Annotated in this window: 19 protein-coding genes; 7 read left to right on the top strand and 12 right to left on the bottom strand. The window is 63.3% G+C overall.

Annotated features, from left to right (window positions below):
* Positions 1-165: 165 nt before the first annotated feature.
* Together IVB48_RS13180 and IVB48_RS13185 are read right to left on the bottom strand one after the other, a co-directional pair.
* Positions 166-1,236, bottom strand: a complete 1,071-nt coding sequence (locus tag IVB48_RS13180; protein WP_247287186.1) for a GntG family PLP-dependent aldolase — start codon at positions 1,234-1,236, stop codon at positions 166-168.
* Between the two features lie 27 nt (positions 1,237-1,263).
* Positions 1,264-2,184, bottom strand: coding sequence for an amino acid ABC transporter substrate-binding protein (locus IVB48_RS13185; RefSeq protein ID WP_247287187.1), 921 nt, complete (start codon positions 2,182-2,184; stop codon positions 1,264-1,266).
* 154 nt (positions 2,185-2,338) lie between these two features.
* Here IVB48_RS13185 and IVB48_RS13190 point away from each other — a divergent pair, with 154 nt between their 5' ends.
* Together IVB48_RS13190 and IVB48_RS13195 are read left to right on the top strand one after the other, a co-directional pair.
* Complete coding sequence (locus tag IVB48_RS13190) at positions 2,339-3,259, top strand: LysR substrate-binding domain-containing protein (protein ID WP_247400308.1); 921 nt, start codon at positions 2,339-2,341, stop codon at positions 3,257-3,259.
* Positions 3,260-3,380: 121 nt separating this feature from the next.
* The gene (locus IVB48_RS13195; protein WP_247400309.1) at positions 3,381-5,507 is read left to right on the top strand and encodes a tetratricopeptide repeat protein; all 2,127 of its coding nucleotides are present in this window, start codon (positions 3,381-3,383) and stop codon (positions 5,505-5,507) included.
* A 12-nt stretch (positions 5,508-5,519) separates the two neighbouring features.
* Here IVB48_RS13195 and IVB48_RS13200 read toward each other — a convergent pair whose 3' ends face one another.
* Positions 5,520-6,059 carry a cupin domain-containing protein gene (locus IVB48_RS13200; RefSeq protein WP_247400310.1) on the bottom strand — a complete coding sequence of 180 codons (540 nt, stop codon included), beginning with the start codon at positions 6,057-6,059 and terminating at the stop codon, positions 5,520-5,522.
* A gap of 102 nt (positions 6,060-6,161) precedes the next feature.
* Positions 6,162-6,449 (bottom strand): usg protein, encoded by a 288-nt coding sequence (locus IVB48_RS13205; RefSeq protein ID WP_007602477.1) that lies wholly within the window; start codon positions 6,447-6,449, stop codon positions 6,162-6,164.
* A gap of 376 nt (positions 6,450-6,825) precedes the next feature.
* Between IVB48_RS13205 and IVB48_RS13210 the strand changes: the two genes are divergently transcribed.
* Positions 6,826-7,140 (top strand): co-chaperone GroES, encoded by a 315-nt coding sequence (locus IVB48_RS13210; protein ID WP_027518760.1) that lies wholly within the window; start codon positions 6,826-6,828, stop codon positions 7,138-7,140.
* Positions 7,141-7,184: 44 nt separating this feature from the next.
* A complete protein-coding gene (groL, locus tag IVB48_RS13215) occupies positions 7,185-8,825 on the top strand; it encodes a chaperonin GroEL (RefSeq protein ID WP_027567746.1) in 1,641 nt (546 codons plus the stop codon).
* 120 nt (positions 8,826-8,945) lie between these two features.
* Here the strand turns inward: groL and lepB are convergent, their stop codons facing one another.
* A complete protein-coding gene (lepB, locus tag IVB48_RS13220) occupies positions 8,946-9,692 on the bottom strand; it encodes a signal peptidase I (protein WP_247400311.1) in 747 nt (248 codons plus the stop codon).
* Positions 9,693-9,801: 109 nt separating this feature from the next.
* Positions 9,802-10,635, bottom strand: coding sequence for a LysR family transcriptional regulator (locus IVB48_RS13225; RefSeq protein WP_247400312.1), 834 nt, complete (start codon positions 10,633-10,635; stop codon positions 9,802-9,804).
* Positions 10,636-10,765: 130 nt separating this feature from the next.
* Between IVB48_RS13225 and IVB48_RS13230 the strand changes: the two genes are divergently transcribed.
* From IVB48_RS13230 to IVB48_RS13240, 3 genes are all read left to right on the top strand, one after another.
* Positions 10,766-11,359, top strand: coding sequence for a cysteine hydrolase family protein (locus tag IVB48_RS13230; RefSeq protein WP_247400314.1), 594 nt, complete (start codon positions 10,766-10,768; stop codon positions 11,357-11,359).
* A gap of 13 nt (positions 11,360-11,372) precedes the next feature.
* On the top strand, positions 11,373-12,011 hold the full coding sequence (locus IVB48_RS13235) for a glutathione binding-like protein (RefSeq protein ID WP_027567743.1): 639 nt from the start codon (positions 11,373-11,375) through the stop codon (positions 12,009-12,011).
* A gap of 111 nt (positions 12,012-12,122) precedes the next feature.
* Positions 12,123-13,475 carry a caspase family protein gene (locus tag IVB48_RS13240; protein ID WP_247400315.1) on the top strand — a complete coding sequence of 451 codons (1,353 nt, stop codon included), beginning with the start codon at positions 12,123-12,125 and terminating at the stop codon, positions 13,473-13,475.
* 17 nt (positions 13,476-13,492) lie between these two features.
* On the opposite strand, the gene IVB48_RS13245 is transcribed toward IVB48_RS13240, so the two are convergent.
* The 6 genes from IVB48_RS13245 to IVB48_RS13270 are packed head-to-tail and all read right to left on the bottom strand — an operon-like array spanning position 13,493 to position 19,008.
* On the bottom strand, positions 13,493-14,929 hold the full coding sequence (locus IVB48_RS13245) for an NAD-dependent succinate-semialdehyde dehydrogenase (RefSeq protein ID WP_247400316.1): 1,437 nt from the start codon (positions 14,927-14,929) through the stop codon (positions 13,493-13,495).
* 12 nt (positions 14,930-14,941) lie between these two features.
* A complete protein-coding gene (locus IVB48_RS13250) occupies positions 14,942-15,601 on the bottom strand; it encodes an ATP-binding cassette domain-containing protein (RefSeq protein ID WP_247400317.1) in 660 nt (219 codons plus the stop codon).
* Entirely contained in the window at positions 15,601-16,302 is a 702-nt protein-coding gene (locus IVB48_RS13255) for an ABC transporter ATP-binding protein (RefSeq protein ID WP_247400318.1), read from the bottom strand. The genes IVB48_RS13250 and IVB48_RS13255 overlap by 1 nt, the downstream gene beginning before the upstream one ends.
* A complete protein-coding gene (locus IVB48_RS13260; RefSeq protein WP_247400319.1) occupies positions 16,299-17,042 on the bottom strand; it encodes an ABC transporter ATP-binding protein in 744 nt (247 codons plus the stop codon). Before IVB48_RS13260 ends, IVB48_RS13255 begins: the two co-directional genes overlap by 4 nt.
* Positions 17,039-18,082, bottom strand: coding sequence for a branched-chain amino acid ABC transporter permease (locus tag IVB48_RS13265; protein ID WP_247400320.1), 1,044 nt, complete (start codon positions 18,080-18,082; stop codon positions 17,039-17,041). The genes IVB48_RS13260 and IVB48_RS13265 overlap by 4 nt, the downstream gene beginning before the upstream one ends.
* Positions 18,083-18,087: 5 nt before the next feature.
* The gene (locus IVB48_RS13270) at positions 18,088-19,008 is read right to left on the bottom strand and encodes a branched-chain amino acid ABC transporter permease (RefSeq protein WP_247400321.1); all 921 of its coding nucleotides are present in this window, start codon (positions 19,006-19,008) and stop codon (positions 18,088-18,090) included.
* Between the last annotated feature and the right edge of the window lie 44 nt (positions 19,009-19,052).

Genomic DNA, 19,052 nt, shown 5'->3' on the forward strand with positions numbered 1-19,052 from the left:
AAATGCATCTTTGGAAACAGTCTGGATTGCTTCGTCGCAAGGGCTCCTCGCAATGACGGCGGAGAGAGTCGAGCGCCTAAGCCTTGGAATCTATAAACACGAAACATGAGCCTGGCTTCGCACGGTTGAGAAACCGCGTTCGGTTCGTTCACGCTGACGGATGCTCTAAGCCAAAGCTGCGGCCACGGTGCGAAATGCCATGACCGCGCGATCAATATCCGCATCATCGATATGGCGATGGGTCACGCAGCGCAATCGACGCCTGCCCCAGGGCCTCGCCCTCAGGCCCTCCCTCTCCAGAGCCCCCGACCACACGGCGCTGTCGCGCCCGGAGAGAGAGACATCAATCTGCACGATATTCGTCTGCGGGATTGTCGCGCTGATCTTTGGATGCATCCCGTTCAACGCATCACTCAGGACCCGCGCACGCCGGTGATCGTCCGCCAGACGCGTCCCCATGACCTGAACCGCCTCCAGGCCGGCCGCGGCCAGGACGCCGATCTGACGCTGCGTGCCTCCCAGCATGCGGCGAAACCTGCGGCTGCTGTCGATCACTGCGCGTGGCCCGGCGAGCACGGCACCGGCGGGTGCGCTCAGGCCCTTCGACAAACACAGAGAAACCGTGTCGCAATGTCTCGCAATTTCGGCCGGCGCCGTTTCAAGGGCGACGGCGGCGTTGAACAGCCGCGCACCGTCGAGATGCACCGGGACACCGCGGGCCGAGGCCATAGCGTGCACGGCCTGCATATGATCCAGCGGCAATACGGCGCCGCTCGCGTTGTTGTGCGAGGTTTCCATTGCGACAAGAGCGGTCCCGAGCTTGAGCCCCTCGCCCTGCAGGGCGTCCTCCAGCAAATTTAGATCCATTGCGCCGGCGGTGCCGGCAATGGCGAGGTAGAACTGCCCCGTAAACGTCGCCGCCCCTCGTTCCGAGGTGTACATATGGGCATTCGATTCCAGCACGATCTGTTCGCTGCGCTGCGACTGCGCCAGCGTCGCCAGCAGATTGGCCATTGTGCAGCTCGGCACAAACAGGCCGGCATCCTTGCCCAACGCCGCAGCCGCGACGGCCTCCAGCTCCTGCACCGTGGGGTCACCGTCCAGCCCGTCATCGCCGAGCGGCGCAGAGGCCATGCGGGCATACATCGCCTCGGTCGGCTTGGTGACGGTATCGCTGCGCAGGTCGATGGGTGGCAACCCGGCGCCCGCCGGACTCGTGTCGTGTTGATGTGCCATTGCGAGACCTCTAGAGCGCTTGTCGCGTCATTCGTAGACTGCCGGGTCGCCGGAATCGGTCGGGTTGGCCAGCGCCCGCTTGAGGGCGGCGCTCATCGGGAATTTCAGGTTGAGGCCATGCGGTGGAATCGGTGAATTGAAATATTTGTCGTAGAGCGCCGCAATCTGCCCGCTCTTCATCAGGTCGATCACGGCATCGTCGACCATCTTCTTGAAAGCAGGATCATCCTTGGGTTGGACGATACCATAGGGCGCCGTCTCGAGGCTCTTGCTACCGATCAGGAAGTCATCCGGCGTTCTGGACGAGGCAACCGTGGCATAGGCGAGACCGTCATCGTTGGCGGTGCCGGCCACCCGGCCCGTCGATACCAACAAGAAGGTCTCGGCGGTGTCCTTGGCCGGCACCACCGTGATGCTGAGATTGTTCTTGGCGTTGATCAGCGTAATCACCTTGAAAGTCTGGCCGCCGGCTTGGGCGGCGATGGCCTTGCCGCGAAACGAAGCCGGGTCGTTGACATCGACCCCGCCATCCTTGCGCGCGACGAGGACGACCTGCGCAACGAAGGTGGTGGGAGCAAAGGCAACGAGTTTATGCCGCTCGACATTATTGGTCGTGTTGCCGCATTCGAGATCGATCGTGCCGTTGGCGAGCAGCTGAATACGTGTCGCCGAGGTTATGGGGTTGTAGCGAACCTCGAGCTTGGGAAGCTTGAGGGCCGTCTTGATCGCCTGCACCACCTGTTCACAGATTTCCACGGTGTAACCGATCGGCTTCTGGTTGCCGTCGAGATAGGCGAAGGGCACCGAGGTCTCGGGGTACCCCAATGTGATCGAGCCGCTCTCACGGATCTTGTCCAGCCTGCCCGCACCCTGGGCCATGGCCTCGCTGGAAAGAAGAACACCAGCGACGGTCGCCGCGGCCAGTGCCTTGATCATCGTCGCTTTCATATGTCCCTCTCTTGTTGCGAATGCCGGTGACGCCGTCCACGGTGGGTGAGCAAACCCAGGACAGCTCCGTGCAAACAGCTCCGTGCTCTGGACTATCGTCCAAAAGCCCGATCTGATGAAATTCCAGTTTCATACTCTCCTATACGGATTTGATATGGCCAGCAGACGGATGGGCCTGAAGCATGTGGAGGCTTTTCGGGCGGTCTTCGTGACGGGATCGATGACGCAGGCGGCTCAGCGCATGCATACCTCGCAACCCCAGATCAGCCGCCTGATCGGACAGCTGGAGGCGATCACGCAGTTCCCGCTGTTCGACCGCAGCGGCGGCCGCCTCCGTCCCACCGTGGACGGATCGCGCTTTTTCCAGGAGGTCGAGAAGACTTTCATCGGCCTGGCGGGACTGGAGGCCAGCGCAGCCAGCATCCGCTCGTTCGGTATGGGTCGGTTAAGTGTTGCGGCGATGCCGCGCCTGGCCGGCGGCCTGCTGACACGCATCGCGGCACGCTTCAAGGTGGACTATCCGCATGTGATGATCTCGATCCGATCCGGCACGGCGAGCGCCGTGCACGACTGGGTCAGTTCCGGGCTTTGCGACACCGGATTGGCAATGCTCTACGGCGAGGTTGCGGGGGTGCATGTCGAGCCGGTGCTCAAGACGCGTTGCGTCGCGATCATGCCGAAGACGCATCGTCTTGCACAGAAGAAGACGCTGCGCCCTGCCGATTTCGCCGACGAGGCCTTCATTTCCTTCGCCACGGGGAGTCCACTCTACGATCGCATCGATACGATCTTCGCGCAGGCCGGCGTCACGCGCCGCATTGTTGCGGAGACCGATCTGGGCGCATCGGTCTGCGCCCTGGTCGCGGCGGGCCTTGGCATCAGCATTATCAACCCGATTGCCGCGCATGACGAAAGCTCTGGCGCGGCTCTGACCACGCGCCCCTTCAACCCGGCGGTCCCCGTTACGATCGCACTGCTCTATCCACCTTATGCCGCTCGCGCCCGGTTGATCGATGCCTTCAGCGAATATGCTCGCAAGGTCATGAGCACGGAATTGGGCTATCTCGAGCGGTAGCGGGTCAATCCGCGGCGAGGCTTGTGCGAGGCTGGCGCCCTCGTAGCTCCGATGGAGCGCAGCGCAATCGCGACAATCCTTCCATGTTAATCTCTTCAGGAGATTCGGGTGGAATTGATTCATGAGCGACAGCGTCGGCCAGCGTGCATTTCAAAATTCCCGGCTTCAGAAACGGCAAAAAGCCGACGTAGGGCCGTTGCTCGCGCGCGCCCTCCAGCTGCACAAAGCGGGACTTCTTCGCGAGGCAAAGAGGGCCTATCGCGAACTCCTGGAGCTCGCACCCAACCAATTCATCGCGCTGCATTTGCTGGGCGCTTTGGAGGCTGAAGCCAAAAACTATCAGCAAGCGCAAGTTCTGCTGAGCCGAGCGGTGGCCGTGGATCCGCGATCTGCCGAAGCTCATATGAGCCTGGGTGTCGCATTCAACGGGCTAAAACGTCACAATGAGGCCCGCGAGAGCTATCGAAAGGCCCTCGCCCTCCGCCCCAACTACGCCTTGGCCCTGTCCAATCTCGGTAACGCGAGCGCGGCCCTTGAACTTTACCAGGAAGCGCTCGAGAGCTACGACAAGGCGCTCGCAATCGACGGAAAACTTTCCGAAGCCCATAACGGCCGGGGTTGGGCGCTCTGCCGTCTGCGCGCCTATGACCAGGCTGTCGCAAGCTTAAACCGCGCGTTGTCGATCAAGCCTGACTATGCCTCGGCGCTGTCGAGCCGCGCCGTTGCCTTGCGGGAGCTTCAGCGATTCGACGAAGCCATGGCGGATTGCAATCGCGCAATCGCCCTGGCACCTGACGACGCGAATGGATGGCTCTGGCGGGCCAGCATCTTGCTCCTGACCCGGCAAGTTGCCGAAGCATTGTCCGATTGCGAGAAGGCTCTCGCGGCCGATCCCGGCTTCTCTCAGGCCCACAGCCTGCTCGGCCAATGTCTCGCGGCACTTGGCCGGGTCGACGAAGCCCTCGCCAGTTTCGACAGAGCTCTCGACATCGAGCCCGATCAGAGCACGATCTCCAGCAAGATATTCACCCTCGACTTTATGGCCGACGCCAGCGTTGCGCAGCATCAGCAAGCGCGACGTGTATGGTGGGAGCAGATCGGTGCGAAGATCGCCTCAGCAGCGGCGGGACCACATGACAACAGCCGCGATCCGGATCGCCGTCTGGTGCTGGGTTATGTCTCGTCGGATTTTCACGCACATTCGGCGGCGTTCATTTTCAAGCCGGTCCTGCAGCACCATGATCGGGCACAGTTCGAGATCGTGTGCTACGCTTGTTCACCGAAAACGGATGCGACGACCCGCGAATTTCAGGGGATCGCCGATCGCTGGCGCGATGCCTCGCAATGGTCCGACGATCGCCTCGCCGCCCAGATCCGCGCCGATGGTGTCGATATCCTGATCGATCTGTCCGGCCATACCAGCGGAAACCGCCTCGGTGTGTTTGCGCGCAAGCCGGCACCAGTTCAAGTGCATGGCTGGGGCCACGGCACCGGCACCGGGCTGCCAACGATCGATTATCTATTCTCGGACCCGGTCGCGATTCCTGCCGCGGTTCGGCATCTGTTTGCGGAGACCGTCGTCGACCTGCCGTGCTTTGTGACGCTGGCGCCGCTGCCAGCGGGCATTGCGCGGACGCCGACGCCGGCGATCGCGAACGGCTTCATCACATTCGGTGTCTTCAACCGCATCAGCAAGATTTCGAACGAGGCGGTGGACGTCTGGTCCAGGATTCTCGAGCGGGTGCCGGGTTCGCGACTGCTGATCAAGGATACTGCGCTGGACGCTCAGCTGGTCCGCGACAATCTGCTGGCGCGGTTTGCAGCTGGCCGGTTGCCTGCCGAACGCGTCGATCTGCTCGGAGCCACGTCGCGAGACGAACATCTGGCAGCGTTCAATCGCGTCGATATTGGCCTCGACCCATTCCCGCAGAATGGCGGCGTCAGCACGTGGGAAGCCTTGCAGATGGGCGTGCCGGTAGTGGCGAAGCTCGGTCACAGTCTGCCGAGCCGTGCTGCCGGCTCCATCCTCGCCGCGTTGGGCCTGCCGGACTGGGTCGCGGAAAGCGATGAGGTCTATGTCGAGATCGCAGCGAGCCGTGGGGCACAGATCGGCGACCTCGATAAGTTGCGCCGCGAACTGCCCGGACAGATCAGGGCTGCCGCCGCCGGCAACCCCGTCTCATACGCGCAAGCGGTGGACGATGCCTATCGCGCGATGTGGAAACGCTATTGCAACGACGGCGGCTGATCTCCGCCACGCCTACGCCTTCAACTCCACCGTCCTGAACTCGGCCGGCAGGATCACCTCCAGCAGTTCGACGTCGTCCGAATAGTCCAGGATCATGTGCTTGATCTTCGGCGGCTGGGTCCAGGCGCTGCCTTCTTTCATCAGCGTCTCGCCCTCTCCGTCCATATAGGTCTTTACCCAGCCCTTGAGCACGTACACCATCTGGAATTCGACGTCGTGGAAGTGCAGCTTCGACACCTCGTCCGGATTGCAGGGGCCTTGCAGCCGGATCACGTGCGCTTGCGCCAGCCCGTGGCTCGCAGCGGCGATGCCGAGATCGCGATACTTCGCGTAGGTGCGCAAACCGTCGGCCTTGAAGTCTTCCTCGCGATGATGGCTGATCGCGATGCGCTGCTTGGGCCGCGCCGGTTTCTTGACGGATGACTTGGCCGGAGTCGCGCGAGCTTTCGCCTTCACCGCCTTGCGCGCCGTCGATCGTGCGGCGGGTTTGGCCCCGCTTCGCTTCTTCACCGCCGCCTGCGATGCGCTACGCGATTTTGCTTTCTTGGCCATGGCGGTCTCCCCTGTTGTTATAGGGGAGAGGTTAGCACGGAATGCGAAATCGTAGGATGGGTTAGCGTCAGCGTAACCCACCCTACAGCACCACGCTCGCCTTCAATGCAGCCGGAATACGCCGTCGACCGCGCGCAGCTCGGCCGGCTTGATCAGCTTGGAATGCGCGACCGTGACCGAGAACAGCGGACCGTCAAGCTTCTTCTGCCAGAACGCCAGGAAATCCGTCAGCGCCGGAAATTTCGGAAACATGTCGTAGTTCTGCCAGACATAGGTCTGGAGCAACGAGCGATGATCCGGCATCCGGTAGAGAATTTCGGCTGTCGTCAACCCGTAACCCAGCACCTGTTTCCGGAAGTCGTCGGAAACAACCCCAACTCGCGAGACCATGCCAACCTCCTTTGCAGGAGCGCATATTCAAGGGGTGGCTTTCCGGTACGCCCTACGAGCCACCCGGTGGAGATGCGCTCACATGAGTGAAATGTGACGCAAACTGACAATCCATCTCAAGCCCAAAAGTTTAACAAGCTGTTGAAATTCAATGCGTTAGCAGCAGATGCGGCTCCGTGCTAATACGGGCGCGGAGCGCGATTAACGATGGAAAGAGATTTTGGCAGGCGGCGCTTCCGAGTGCTATTTTTCTGCTACAAGCCCTTGCTCCCGCCAAAATCCTGCCTTATCTCAGCTGTGCCTGTGCTAGCACTCGCGGGCGCAGACTGCTAACAACCCAAAATTCCCAACTTGTGCAAAAGCTTAGGAGAACTGCATGAAATTCCGTCCGCTTCACGACCGCGTCGTGGTCAAGCGCATCGACGCAGAAGAGAAGACCGCTGGCGGCATCATCATTCCCGACACGGCCAAGGAAAAGCCCTCGCAGGGCGAGATCGTCGCCGTGGGCCCGGGTGGCCGCGACGAAGCAGGCAAGCTGATCCCGATCGACCTGAAGGTCGGCGACCGCGTGCTGTTCGGCAAGTGGTCCGGCACTGAGGTCAAGATCGACAACGTCGATCTGCTGATCATGAAGGAAAGCGACATCATGGGCGTCCTCGACGTCCCCGCTTCCAAGAAGAAGGCGGCCTAAGAGCCCCTCTCTCCCCCAGCTAAACCTCTCAAGGAAAAATTCAGATGGCAGCTAAAGAAGTCAAATTCGGCGTCGATGCACGCGACAAGATGCTTCGCGGCGTCGACATCCTCGCCAACGCGGTGAAGGTCACGCTCGGTCCGAAGGGCCGCAACGTCGTCCTCGACAAGTCGTTCGGCGCTCCCCGCATCACCAAGGACGGCGTCACCGTCGCCAAGGAGATCGAGCTCGACGACAAGTTCGAGAACATGGGCGCGCAGATGGTGCGCGAAGTCGCCTCGAAGTCCGCTGACGCGGCCGGCGACGGCACCACCACCGCCACCGTGCTGGCCCAGGCGATCGTGCGCGAAGGCGCCAAGTCGGTTGCCGCCGGCATGAACCCGATGGACCTCAAGCGCGGTATCGACATGGCGGTGGAAGCCGTGGTCGCCGACCTCGTCAAGAACTCCAAGAAGGTCACCTCGAACGAGGAAATCGCCCAGGTCGGCACCATCTCCGCCAACGGCGACGCCGAAATCGGCAAGTTCCTCTCCGACGCCATGAAGAAGGTCGGCAACGAGGGCGTCATCACGGTCGAAGAAGCCAAGTCGCTCGAGACCGAACTCGACGTCGTCGAAGGCATGCAGTTCGACCGTGGCTACATCTCGCCCTACTTCGTCACCAACGCCGACAAGATGCGCGTTGAATTCGACGACGCCTACATCCTGATCAACGAGAAGAAGCTCTCCAACCTGAACGAACTGCTGCCGCTGCTCGAAGCCGTGGTGCAGACCGGCAAGCCGCTGGTCATCGTCGCCGAAGACGTCGAAGGCGAGGCTTTGGCCACGCTTGTCGTGAACCGTTTGCGCGGTGGTCTGAAGGTCGCGGCCGTCAAGGCTCCGGGCTTCGGCGATCGCCGCAAGGCCATGCTGCAGGACATCGCGGTTCTGACCGGTGGTCAGGCGATCTCTGAAGATCTCGGCATCAAGATGGAGAACGTCACGCTCGCCATGCTCGGTCGCGCCAAGAAGGTGATGATCGACAAGGAGAACACCACGATCGTCAATGGCGCCGGCAAGAAGGCCGACATCGAGGCGCGCGTGTCCCAGATCAAGGCCCAGATCGAGGAAACCACCTCGGACTACGACCGTGAGAAGCTCCAGGAGCGTCTTGCCAAGCTCGCGGGCGGCGTCGCGGTGATCCGCGTCGGCGGCGCGACCGAGGTCGAGGTGAAGGAGCGCAAGGATCGCGTCGATGACGCGATGCATGCGACCCGCGCCGCGGTCGAGGAAGGCATCGTCCCGGGCGGCGGCGTCGCCCTGCTCCGTGCCTCCGAGCAGCTCAAGGGCCTGCGCACCAAGAACGACGACCAGAAGACCGGCGTCGAGATCGTGCGCAAGGCGCTCTCCGCGCCGGCTCGGCAGATCGCGATCAACGCCGGTGAAGACGGCTCCGTGATCGTCGGCAAGATCCTCGAGAACAAGTCGTACGCTTACGGCTTCGACTCGCAGACCGGCGAATACGGCGATCTCGTCAAGAAGGGCATCATCGACCCGACCAAGGTGGTTCGCGCGGCGATCCAGAACGCGGCTTCGGTTGCGGCTCTCCTGATCACCACGGAAGCCATGGTCGCCGAGCTGCCCAAGAAGGGCGGCTCCGGTCCCGCGATGCCCCCGGGCGGCGGCATGGGCGGCATGGATTTCTGATCCAGCCACTCAGGCACAATACGAAATGCGAAACCCCGGCAGCGATGCCGGGGTTTTTGTTTTCTCCGCTCCTCATTCCGCAGCGGCGCGCAGCGCCGGGCCCGGAATGACGGGACGGCCTCACCACACCTTCCCCAGCCGCTCCATGTGTGGTTCGCCGTGCTGGTCGAGCGACCAGAATATCCGCGTCACCTTGCCGACCAGATTGTCCATCGGCACGAATCCGATCGACGACATCACGCGGCTGTCGCTCGAGTTGTCGCGATTGTCGCCGAGCACGAAGAAATGGCCCGGCGGCACGGTGTAGACGTCGGTGTTGTCGTAGTAGCCGTTGTCGACGCAGTCCTGCGTGACGTAGGAGGAGCCGTTCGGCAGCGTCTCGCGCCAGCGCTTGGCCTTTGCACTGTCATCCACGCCGCAGGTGGAGCCGGCAACCACCGCCTTCAGCGCAACGCGCGTCACCGGGCGATCGTTGAGGACGAGTTGGCCCTGCCGCATCTGGATGCGATCACCGGGCAGCCCGACGACGCGCTTGACATAGTCGACCGAGGTGTCCTTTGGCGTCCGGAACACGACGACGTCGCCATGCTCGGGCACGGCGGCCCGGACACGTCCAGAGATCCATGACGGCGCGAACGGAAAGGAATAGCGGCCATAGCCATAGGCATATTTTGCGGCAAAGACGTAGTCGCCGACGACCAGCGTCGGCGTCATCGAGCCGGACGGGATGTTGAACGGCTGGAACAGGAAGATGCGAAACAGGAACGGCGGCGACCACAGCACCGGGATCAGGAGGATCAGGATGACGATCGCCTTCCATTCCCGCACCTTGGCCTGCGGGTGGATGGTTTCCTGAAGAGTGGTCATGCGCCTGCCCTGATCAAGCCCGTGATCGTCGCGAGATTACGCAACCTTCGCGCGCGCGCAATCCCATTGCTTGGTCGCGCCGCGCGCGGATCGCGTTCACGGGTCGCAATCAGCCGCGCGCGAGATCGCTGAAGCAGCGGCGGATCCATTCGATGGTGAGCCGCGTCGCCGGATCTCGCTTGAGATGGTTCTGCACCAGCAACCAGACGTCGCGGCGCCCAGGCAGCAGTGTGGCGCGCAGGCGGCGATCGCCGAGCAAGTCCGCGCAGACATGCTCCGGCAACACGCCGGCGGCCTGATGCGCGCGGATCAGGTTACGGATGACGCGAACGTTGTCGGTGACGCAGCGCGCGTGGGCTTGCTTCATACGCAGGAATTGCATCTCGGGAATGGCACCGAGTTCGTCCGGATAGGCGCACAGCACCGGCTCGCCCTCGGTCGTAACAGGCTCGAAATAATAGAGCTTGACGTCACCGAGCCTGGAGATCGCGAAGTCGCCCTTGTCGGGCTTGCGCAGACGGATAGCGAGATCGGCTTCCCAGCGCGAGAACTTGACGTTCTCGCTCGAGGTGAGGAATTGCAGCGTCAGGCCGGGATTGGCGCGCAGGAAGTCGCTCGCGCGCGGCGACAGAACCTCCTCGGCGACCGTGTTGGTGGAGGCGATACGCAGGCGTCCCACCGGGCCCGCCAGACTCTCGCCGACGCGACCGATCTCGGCGGCATGTGCGGCCATCGCCTCGACATGCGCCAGCACCGCCTCGCAACTCCGCGTCGGCCGACGCTGGCCGTCCACCGCATCGAACAGCGGCACGCCGAGATCGCGCTGGATGCGTGCAAGCCTGCGGCCGACGGTGGTCTCGTCGATGCGCAGCCGTGCGCTGGCGCCAGCATAGGTGCCCTCGTCCCTGACCGCGGCGATGATGCGCAGATCGTCCCAGTTCATGCGATGAATCTATCAGGCACGACCGGCTCCTGCAAATTTGCAGCCATATGCTGCAGTAGTCCTGCACATTGGCAGGCCGCCGCCGCGCTACTGTCGCGCCATCCGATACCGCCAGGAAAGCCCAACCCGCATGACCGCCCCAAAAACCCTGCTTGAATTGTCCGGCGCAGATCTCAATCCGCCCAGGCTCGCCGATTCCTGCCTCGTGCTGATCGACATCCAGAATGAATATTGCGCCGGCCCGCTTTCCTTGCCGGATGCGGAGCCCGCGATCGCCGCCGCCGCGCGCCTGCTCGCCCGCGCGAGGGCGAGCGGCGCTGCAATCTTCCATATCGCGCACAAGGGACGTGCCGGCAGCCTGTTCGACCGCGAGGCCGCGCGCGGCGCGATCGTCAGGAACGTGGCGCCGCTCGCCAGCGAAGCCGTGATCGAAAAGGCGCTGCCGAATGCCTTTGCCGGCACCGACCTTCAGGTCCGGCTGGCCGCAACCGGACGCACGAACATCGTGTTGGCCGGTTTCATGACCCATATGTGCATCAGTTCGACCGCCCGCGCCGCGCTCGACCTCGGCCTGCGCACGACGATCGCAGCCGATGCCTGTGCAACACGCGATCTTCCCGACGGCCGCGGCGGAGCGCTCCCCGCAAGGACCATCCACGAAGTCGCCTTGGCCGAATTGTCGGACCGGTTTGCGATCATCGCGCAAACCGAGGCGCTGACCTGAAGGAGCGTGGGCGATGCTGCAACTCTATTTCTCTCCGATGGCCTGCTCGCTTGCGAGCCGCATTGCGCTGATGGAAGCGGGCCTCGAGGCCCGCTATCATCCGGTCCATCTCCAGACCAAGCAGGTCGTGGACGACGGCAGCGATTTCTTCGGCGTTTCGCCGAAGGGCGCGGTGCCGGTCCTGGTGCTGGAGAATGGCGAACGGCTGACCGAAAGCGCGGCGGTGCTGCAATACATCGCCGATTTGAAGCCCGAGACAGGCCTTGCACCCGCGTTCGGAGATCCCGACCGCTATCGGCTCCAGGAATGGCTCAGCTTCGTCGGGGCGGAGATCCACAAGGCGTTCCTGTTTCCAACCTTCTGGTACAAGGACGACGCCTCGCTCGCCAAGCCGCGTGCAAGGATCGCGCAGACATTGTCGATGCCTGCCACGCATCTGGCGGGCCGCGAATTCCTCGTCGGCAACAGCTTCACCGTCGCGGATGCCCACCTCACCTGGGCTTTGCTGCTGCTTCGTCCGGCAGGCGTCGACATCGCGCAATGGCCATCGTTGTCGGCCTATCTCGCGCGCATGCAGGCCCGACCGGCCGTGCGGGACGCGATTGCGACCGAAATGGCCGTGCGCAAGACGATGGCGGCGAGCCCGGCGTGACAGGATGTCACGGCCGGGAAATCCGCGCGTTTTCTCTGGCAGGGCATTGATGTCGGTGCGGCATGCGCTAATCTGGAGGGATATTTTTCGACATTTCATTGGAAGGCATTCATGCGTGCTCTTTCCAGGTTTTGCCCGGCCGGACTTTGCCTCGCCCTCCTCGCCTGCTGGCTTTCCGTCGCGCCGGCATCGGCGGAAACGCGGGTCGCGCTGGTGATCGGCAACGGCGCCTATGCCAGTACGGCGAAGCTTCCCAATCCGTCTCACGATGCCGAAGACGTCGCCGCCTCGCTCAAGCGCAGCGGCTTCGAAGTGCTCCAGGGCATCGACCTGCGCCAGGCCGACATGCAGGACCTGACCATCCGCTTCGCGCGCGCCGCGAGCAAAGCCGACGTCGCCATGTTCTACTACAGCGGCCATGCGATGCAGTACAACGGCGTGAACTATCTGATGCCTGTCGACGCCGTGCTGAGCGACGAAGCGGATCTGAAGCGCTTCGTGCGAGTCGACGATATCGTGAACGATCTGCAGCAGGCCAAGAACCTGCGCATCCTCATCCTCGATTCCTGCCGCGACAATCCGCTGGCCGAAACCTTGAAACGCTCCGCCGGCATGACGCGCGCTGCCTCGATCGGGCGGGGCTTGTCGAAAGTCGAAGCACCACGCGGCACGATCGTATCGTTCTCAACCCAGTCCGGGCAGACCGCGGCCGACGGCAGCGGCCGCAACAGCCCCTATACGACGGCGTTCCTGAAGCACATCGAGGAGCCCCAGGAGATCGGCGAGGTCTTTCGCGACATCAGCAGCGACGTCTACGATTCCAGCGGCAAGACCCAGCTCCCGGAGCTGTCGCTGTCGATCATTGGCAAGTTCTACCTGAACGGGCCGGTGTCGGTCACGATAGCGCCGGCGGCGCCGCAAGCCGCACCCCGGGCTGATCCCTGCGCGGCAGCAGAAGCGCACTGGAAGGCCGCGGACGGCATCGGCACGCTTGGCGCCTACGAGGACCATCTCACGAGATTCCCGAATTGCATCTTCGCCACGCTTGCCAAGGCCCGAATTGAAGGTCTGAAGCAGAAGGTGGCGCTCGCGCCGGCAAGCGGCAACGCCCGTACCGCGAAGGACTTCGACGGCAATTGGGACGTGACGTTGAACTGCCCGCCTACCGGCAAGGCGCAGGGCTTCACCCGGGCCCTGTCTGCCACGGTTGCGAACGGCGTCTTTCATGCCGACGCCCAGAGCCAGGGCGCCGTCAACCGCCTGGAGATCGATGGCCAGATCCCCGCGGACGGCAAGACGACTTTGAGCGCGCGCGGCACGACGGGGGCGAGCACCTACACTCTCAACAACCTCGCGCCCGGCTCGCCCTACGCCTTTACGGTGGATGCGCAGTTCGATCGCACCCGCGGCACCGGCAAGCGCAATGAGGCACGCGCCTGCGGCCTGGTCTTCGTCAAACGCTGATCGTGCATCTCCAGCGTTCACACGCCGGTCTGACTGATAAACTTGGTGTTGAAATAGCCCTCCATCGCCTCGGTGCCGCCTTCCGAGCCGTAGCCGGAATCCTTGATGCCGCCGAACGGCACTTCGGGCAGCGCGAGACCAAAACTGTTGATCGACATCATGCCGGCTTCGATCGCCGAACCGATCGCGGCCGCCGTCTTGGCCGAGCTGGTGAAGGCGTAGGACGCTAGCCCAAAAGGCAGCCGGTTGGCCTCCTCGACCACCTCGTCGAAGGATGAGAAGCGCGAAATCAGCGCGAGCGGGCCGAACGGCTCCTCGTTCATGGCGCGCGCATCCTTCGGCACGTCGCTCACCACGGTCGGCTCGAAGAAATGACCCTTGTTGCCGACGCGTTTGCCGCCGGTCTCGAGTTTTGCACCCTTGCCGACGGCATCCTGCACCATACCTTCGATGGCGGTGACGCGGCGGGGGTTGGCGAGCGAACCCATTTTGGAGTCGGGATCGAGGCCGTTGCCGACCTTGAATGTCTTGGCGCTGTCGACAAAGGTGTCGACGAATTCACGGAACACGTCATCCTGCACCAGCATCCGCGTCGGCGAGATGCAAACCTGACCGGCATTGCGATATTTTGCTGCCGCCAGAATCTTGGCCGCCGATGCGACGTCGGTGTCCTTGAAAACGATCGCCGGCGCATGACCGCCGAGCTCCATGGTGGCGCGCTTCATGTGCAAGCCGGCGAGCGCATTGAGCTGCTTGCCGACATGGGTCGAGCCCGTGAACGAGATCTTGCGGATCACCGGATGCGGAATGAGATATTCGGAGATCTCGGCAGGAACGCCGTAGACCAGGTTGATGACGCCATCGGGCACGCCGGCATCCGCAAATGCACGGATCAGTTGTGCGGGCGAGGCCGGCGTCTCCTCCGGGGCCTTGACGATGATCGAGCAGCCGGCGCCGAGTGCGGCGGAGAGCTTGCGCACGACCTGATTGATCGGAAAATTCCAGGGCGTGAACGCCGCGACCGGGCCGACCGGCTCCTTGATCGCGAGCTGGTAGATGCCCGGCCCCCGCGCGGGGATCAGCCGGCCATAGGCGCGTTTGGCTTCTTCCGCAAACCACTCGATCACGTCGGCGGCGGCCATCGCCTCCATTTTGGCTTCGCCGAGAGTCTTGCCTTGCTCCATCGTAAGCAACGGTGCGATCTCGTCATTGCGCTCGCGCATGATCGCGGCGGCCTTGCGCATGATCCGGCAGCGCTCGAAGGGAGCAACGTTTCGCCAGATCCTGAAGCCTGCGCTGGCTGCGGCGAGTGCCTCGTCGAGGTCGGACCGTCCGGCATGGGCGACGGTGCCGATCACCTCTTCGGTCGCGGGATTGCGCACCTCGATCACCTTGCCCGAATGGGCCGGTCGCCATTTGCCGCCAATGAAAAGCTGGGTGTTCGAATAGGCCAATGGATTCTCCTTTTAGGTCGTGCTGTGAATGGCACCGTGACAAATCGCGTCCGCCGCCCTTGTCATTTCCGGCCCGAGATAAGCGCGACAGCGCGGATCTGCGACGAGCGTGCCGAAATTCGCCATGGGTGTTACGCCGCCGCCGGCCACGAACAGGAATCGTCCGGCGATCTCGGCGAGGATCTCGAGGTGCCAGGCGGCCGTCGGGTGCATGCAGAGCACGACCAGCCGGCCCTCGTCGCGCAGCTTGCGGAAGAAATCGAGCATAAAGCCGATATAACCGTCCTGCAGGTTGAACTGCGGTTCGTCGAACAGGTGCACCAGCGGCGTCGGGGTCGGCGACGGCCCCAGGAAGGCGGACGGAATGCGCTTGCGAAAGCGCCTGACCTGATACGATTGGTGATAGTGGATCGCGAGCCGATCGCGCTCACGATATTTGACGCCATGGATATCGGTGCCCGCGACCAGCACGCGCCCCGAGGTCGGTGCGTTCGAGCCCGTCATCATCTCGAACAAGGTCGTCTTGCCGGCCCCATTCGGGCCGACGACACCGACGATGTCAGGTTCGTCCAGCGACAGGTTCGCCTGCAGCGCGAATGACGGTCGGCGGATCACGCGGCCCCGCGTATAGACCTTCCGAACGTCGTCGAGAACGAGCAGCGGTGCGGCCACTATTGTACTCCCAGCAAGCGCTGACGAAGCCCGCGATCATCCCGTAAGGCCGCGGCCTCCCCGGTCCAGACGATCCGGCCGCGGTCGATCACCGCGGCATGGTCTGCGACCGACAGCGCGATCTCGGCGTTCTGCTCCACGACCAGCGAGGCAATGCCCTCGTCCTTCATGCGCAGGATCGTCGCAAGCACGTCGCCGACGATTTTTGGCGCTAGTCCCTGGCTCGGCTCGTCGAACAGCACCAGTCCCGGCGAGCCGACCAGCGCGCGGGCGATCGCCACCATCTGCATTTCGCCGCCCGACAGGTTTTCGCAGTCGCGCTCCATGAGATATTCGAGGGGTGAGAAGATCGCAGCGGCCTCCTTGAGGCTCCAGTGGCGAAAGCGCGTGCGCTTTTGCGCGATCGACAGGTTGCGTGCGACCGTCAATGTCGGGCACAGCCGGCGGTCGTCGGGCACCCAGGCGACGCCGGCGCGCGCAATCTCGTGGGTTGGATCGCGCGTGACATCGTGACCGTCGAAACAAACGGAGCCGCGGCGTGGGCGCGTCAGCCCGAGAATCGAGCGGAGCATTGTCGTCTTGCCGGCGCCGTTGGGGCCGAGCAGCGCAAACACCTTGGCGTGCTCGATCGCGAGCGAGGCGCCGAACAGCGCCTGGGTCTCGCCGTAGAAGGTATCGACCGCGTCCACTTCGAGGATCATGCGAACTTCCCGAGATTGGAGCGCCGCACCCATTCGTTCTGCTGCAGTTCGTGTGGCGTTCCGCGCGCCACCACCTGGCCCCAATGGATGACCGAGATGCGGTCAGCCAACGAGAACAGGAACTCCATATCGTGCTCGATGGCGACGATGGTCAGCCGCCCCTTCAGGCGAGCAATCAGGGTTGCGAGCCGTTGCACCCCATCGGAGCCGAGACCGGAGGTCGGCTCGTCCAGGCACAGCACGCGGGGCGCCTGCGCCAGGGCGACCGCGATCTCCAGCGCGCGCCGCTCGCCATAGGACAGGTCCTTCGCTCGGATGCCGCCCTTGTCGGCAAGCCCGACCGCTGCGAGCGCTTCGGTAGACTTCGCCGCAAACCGGCTGTCGCCTGCCGCTGCGCGCGCGACATCGTGGCCACGGGCGCGAAACTCGGGCAATCCCATCATGACGTTGTCACGCGCTGAGAATTCGTCGAACAGCGTCATGATCTGGAACGAGCGGGCGATGCCCTTGGCGGCGATGCGGTGCGGGCTGAGGCCCGTGACATCCTCGCCGCCGAGCAGGACTCGGCCCCGGTTCGGCTTCACTCGGCCGGTGAGGACATTGAAGAATGTGGTCTTGCCGGCGCCGTTTGGACCCATCACACCGTGAAACTCGCCCTCCGCGACCGCGAGATCGACGCTCTCCAGCACGACGCGATCGCCGAAGCGGACATGAACGGCCGCGGCTTCGATCATGTTCATCGCCCGCTCCCGAACAGCAGCCGCATCGCCAAGGTACCGCGCTGCCGTAAGGCGCCGAGAGAGTGCTGCTGCACGGCAGCGGAGATCGCGCCGGCAATGCCTTCGGGGCGGAACAGCACGATCGCGATGAAAAGCAGACCAAAATAGAGCATCCAGGCATTGGTCAGCGCGCCGATCACGTCGCGGGCGGTGAGGAAGAGAAACACGCCGATCACCGGGCCCCAGAAGCTGACAAGCCCACCGCCGACGAGCGTCATCATCACGACGTAGCCGGATTGATGCAGGCTCATGACGTCAGGGAATGCGGCGAGCTGAGCCATAGCGAACAATCCGCCGGCAAAGCCCGATACGGCGGCCGACAGCGCAAAGACCGCGACCTTGTAGAGCCAGACATTATAGCCGAGATGGCTTGCACGAACTTCGCTCTGCCTGATCGCAGCGACCACGCGGCCATAGGGAGAGTGCACCAGCCGCCACAATGCAGCGGTGCCGACCGCAAAGACGGCGAGCACGAAATAGTAGAACGCGACATTGTCGGTGAGATCGAAAGACACCAGCCCGAAATCGGCCGGCAACCGTTTGATCTTGAGTAGGCCGTCTTCGCCGCCGGTGACCCGGTGCGATTTGATCGCCAGTGTCCAGAAGATCTGGCCAAAGGCAATCGTCATGAAGGCATAATAGATGCCGCGCCTGTGCGAGATGAACAGCGCCACCAGCACGCCGGCGAGGCCCGCGACCGCGGCCGCGGCCATCAGACATATCCAGAGATTTGCAACGATTTCGAGCTGGCAGAGACCGAACGCATAAGCGCCGATGCCGAAATAGGCGCCATGACCGAACGACGGAAGTCCGGCGGTGCCCAGCACCAGGTTGAACGCGAGCGCATAGAGCGACCAGATCAGGATTTCGATGCCGAGATAAGGATAGAGCCCGATCCGCGTGATCCAGAGCGGCACTGTTGCAAGCACGAGCCAGAGCACCAGCATCGTCGGCGTCACGAGGCGCGCGGCGTCCGGTGAAGATTTTGATTCCACAATCATTCCCTTTAGGCTTCGAGCACGCTCTTCTTGCCCCAGAGGCCACGCGCGCGGAACGTCACGACGGCAACGAGCAAGATGTACATCGACAACAGCGACCATTCGGACGCGTACGCACCGGCGAGGCCGACACACAGTCCGACCAAAAGACCCGCCACGACCGCACCCCAAAAACTACCGACGCCCCCGAGCACGATCACCAGGAATGCAGGAATGACGGCATCGACGCCCATATGCGGGCGAATGCCCCAGATCGGCGCGACGATGATGCCCGCGATCGCTGCCAGCATCGTGCCAAACACGAACACCAGCAGCCGCAATCGTGACAGGTTGATGCCGAGGGCGCGCACGATCTCACTGTCATGCGCGCCGGCCTTGACCGTCGCGCCGAAGGAGGTCTTTTCGATCAACAGCCAGACCAGGCCGATGACCCCGGCGGCGATACCCGCTGCGTAGAAGCGATAGGTCGACCAGATCAGGTCGCCGAACAGGAAGCCGCCATTGATGGCAGACGGCACCTGCAGCACGTAGTCGCGCGTGCCCCAGACCAGGCGGATCATCTCTTCGATCACCATCGCGGCGCCGAAGGTCAGGAGCAGCCCGTACAACGGATCCTTGCCGTAAGTGCGCCGCATGCAGAGCTCGATCAGCATGCCGACCAGACTCACGATCACGGGCGCGATGATCAACGTGGCGGCATAGCGCCAGCCAAGCGGCAGCGCGAGCCACGCTTTCGCAAGTTCCGTCGGCAATGGCGGACGCGGCCCCGTAAGCTGCATGGCGACATAAGCCCCGAGCGCGAACAGGGATCCGTGCGCGAGGTTGATCTGCTCCATCAGCCCGACGATGAGCATGAAGCCGAGCGCGATCAGCGCGAACAACAGCCCGAGCGTCAGGCCGTTGAGGAGATGCGGAAGAAGGTCGAACAAGGTTTTTGGCTCTCGCAACTGGCATGTGTCACCCGGGACGCTGA

The sequence above is a fragment of the Bradyrhizobium sp. 76 genome, from assembly GCF_023073025.1.
In the GTDB taxonomy this organism is placed as follows: domain Bacteria; phylum Pseudomonadota; class Alphaproteobacteria; order Rhizobiales; family Xanthobacteraceae; genus Bradyrhizobium.

Coding starts and splice junctions, on each gene's coding strand:
- IVB48_RS13180 (WP_247287186.1), bottom strand. CDS start 1,236: ATGGCACATCAACACGACACGAGTCCGGCGGGCGCCGGGTTGCCACCC.
- IVB48_RS13185 (WP_247287187.1), bottom strand. CDS start 2,184: ATGAAAGCGACGATGATCAAGGCACTGGCCGCGGCGACCGTCGCTGGT.
- IVB48_RS13190 (WP_247400308.1), top strand. CDS start 2,339: ATGGCCAGCAGACGGATGGGCCTGAAGCATGTGGAGGCTTTTCGGGCG.
- IVB48_RS13195 (WP_247400309.1), top strand. CDS start 3,381: ATGAGCGACAGCGTCGGCCAGCGTGCATTTCAAAATTCCCGGCTTCAG.
- IVB48_RS13200 (WP_247400310.1), bottom strand. CDS start 6,059: ATGGCCAAGAAAGCAAAATCGCGTAGCGCATCGCAGGCGGCGGTGAAG.
- IVB48_RS13205 (WP_007602477.1), bottom strand. CDS start 6,449: ATGGTCTCGCGAGTTGGGGTTGTTTCCGACGACTTCCGGAAACAGGTG.
- IVB48_RS13210 (WP_027518760.1), top strand. CDS start 6,826: ATGAAATTCCGTCCGCTTCACGACCGCGTCGTGGTCAAGCGCATCGAC.
- groL (WP_027567746.1), top strand. CDS start 7,185: ATGGCAGCTAAAGAAGTCAAATTCGGCGTCGATGCACGCGACAAGATG.
- lepB (WP_247400311.1), bottom strand. CDS start 9,692: ATGACCACTCTTCAGGAAACCATCCACCCGCAGGCCAAGGTGCGGGAA.
- IVB48_RS13225 (WP_247400312.1), bottom strand. CDS start 10,635: ATGAACTGGGACGATCTGCGCATCATCGCCGCGGTCAGGGACGAGGGC.
- IVB48_RS13230 (WP_247400314.1), top strand. CDS start 10,766: ATGACCGCCCCAAAAACCCTGCTTGAATTGTCCGGCGCAGATCTCAAT.
- IVB48_RS13235 (WP_027567743.1), top strand. CDS start 11,373: ATGCTGCAACTCTATTTCTCTCCGATGGCCTGCTCGCTTGCGAGCCGC.
- IVB48_RS13240 (WP_247400315.1), top strand. CDS start 12,123: ATGCGTGCTCTTTCCAGGTTTTGCCCGGCCGGACTTTGCCTCGCCCTC.
- IVB48_RS13255 (WP_247400318.1), bottom strand. CDS start 16,302: ATGATCCTCGAAGTGGACGCGGTCGATACCTTCTACGGCGAGACCCAG.
- IVB48_RS13260 (WP_247400319.1), bottom strand. CDS start 17,042: ATGAACATGATCGAAGCCGCGGCCGTTCATGTCCGCTTCGGCGATCGC.
- IVB48_RS13265 (WP_247400320.1), bottom strand. CDS start 18,082: ATGATTGTGGAATCAAAATCTTCACCGGACGCCGCGCGCCTCGTGACG.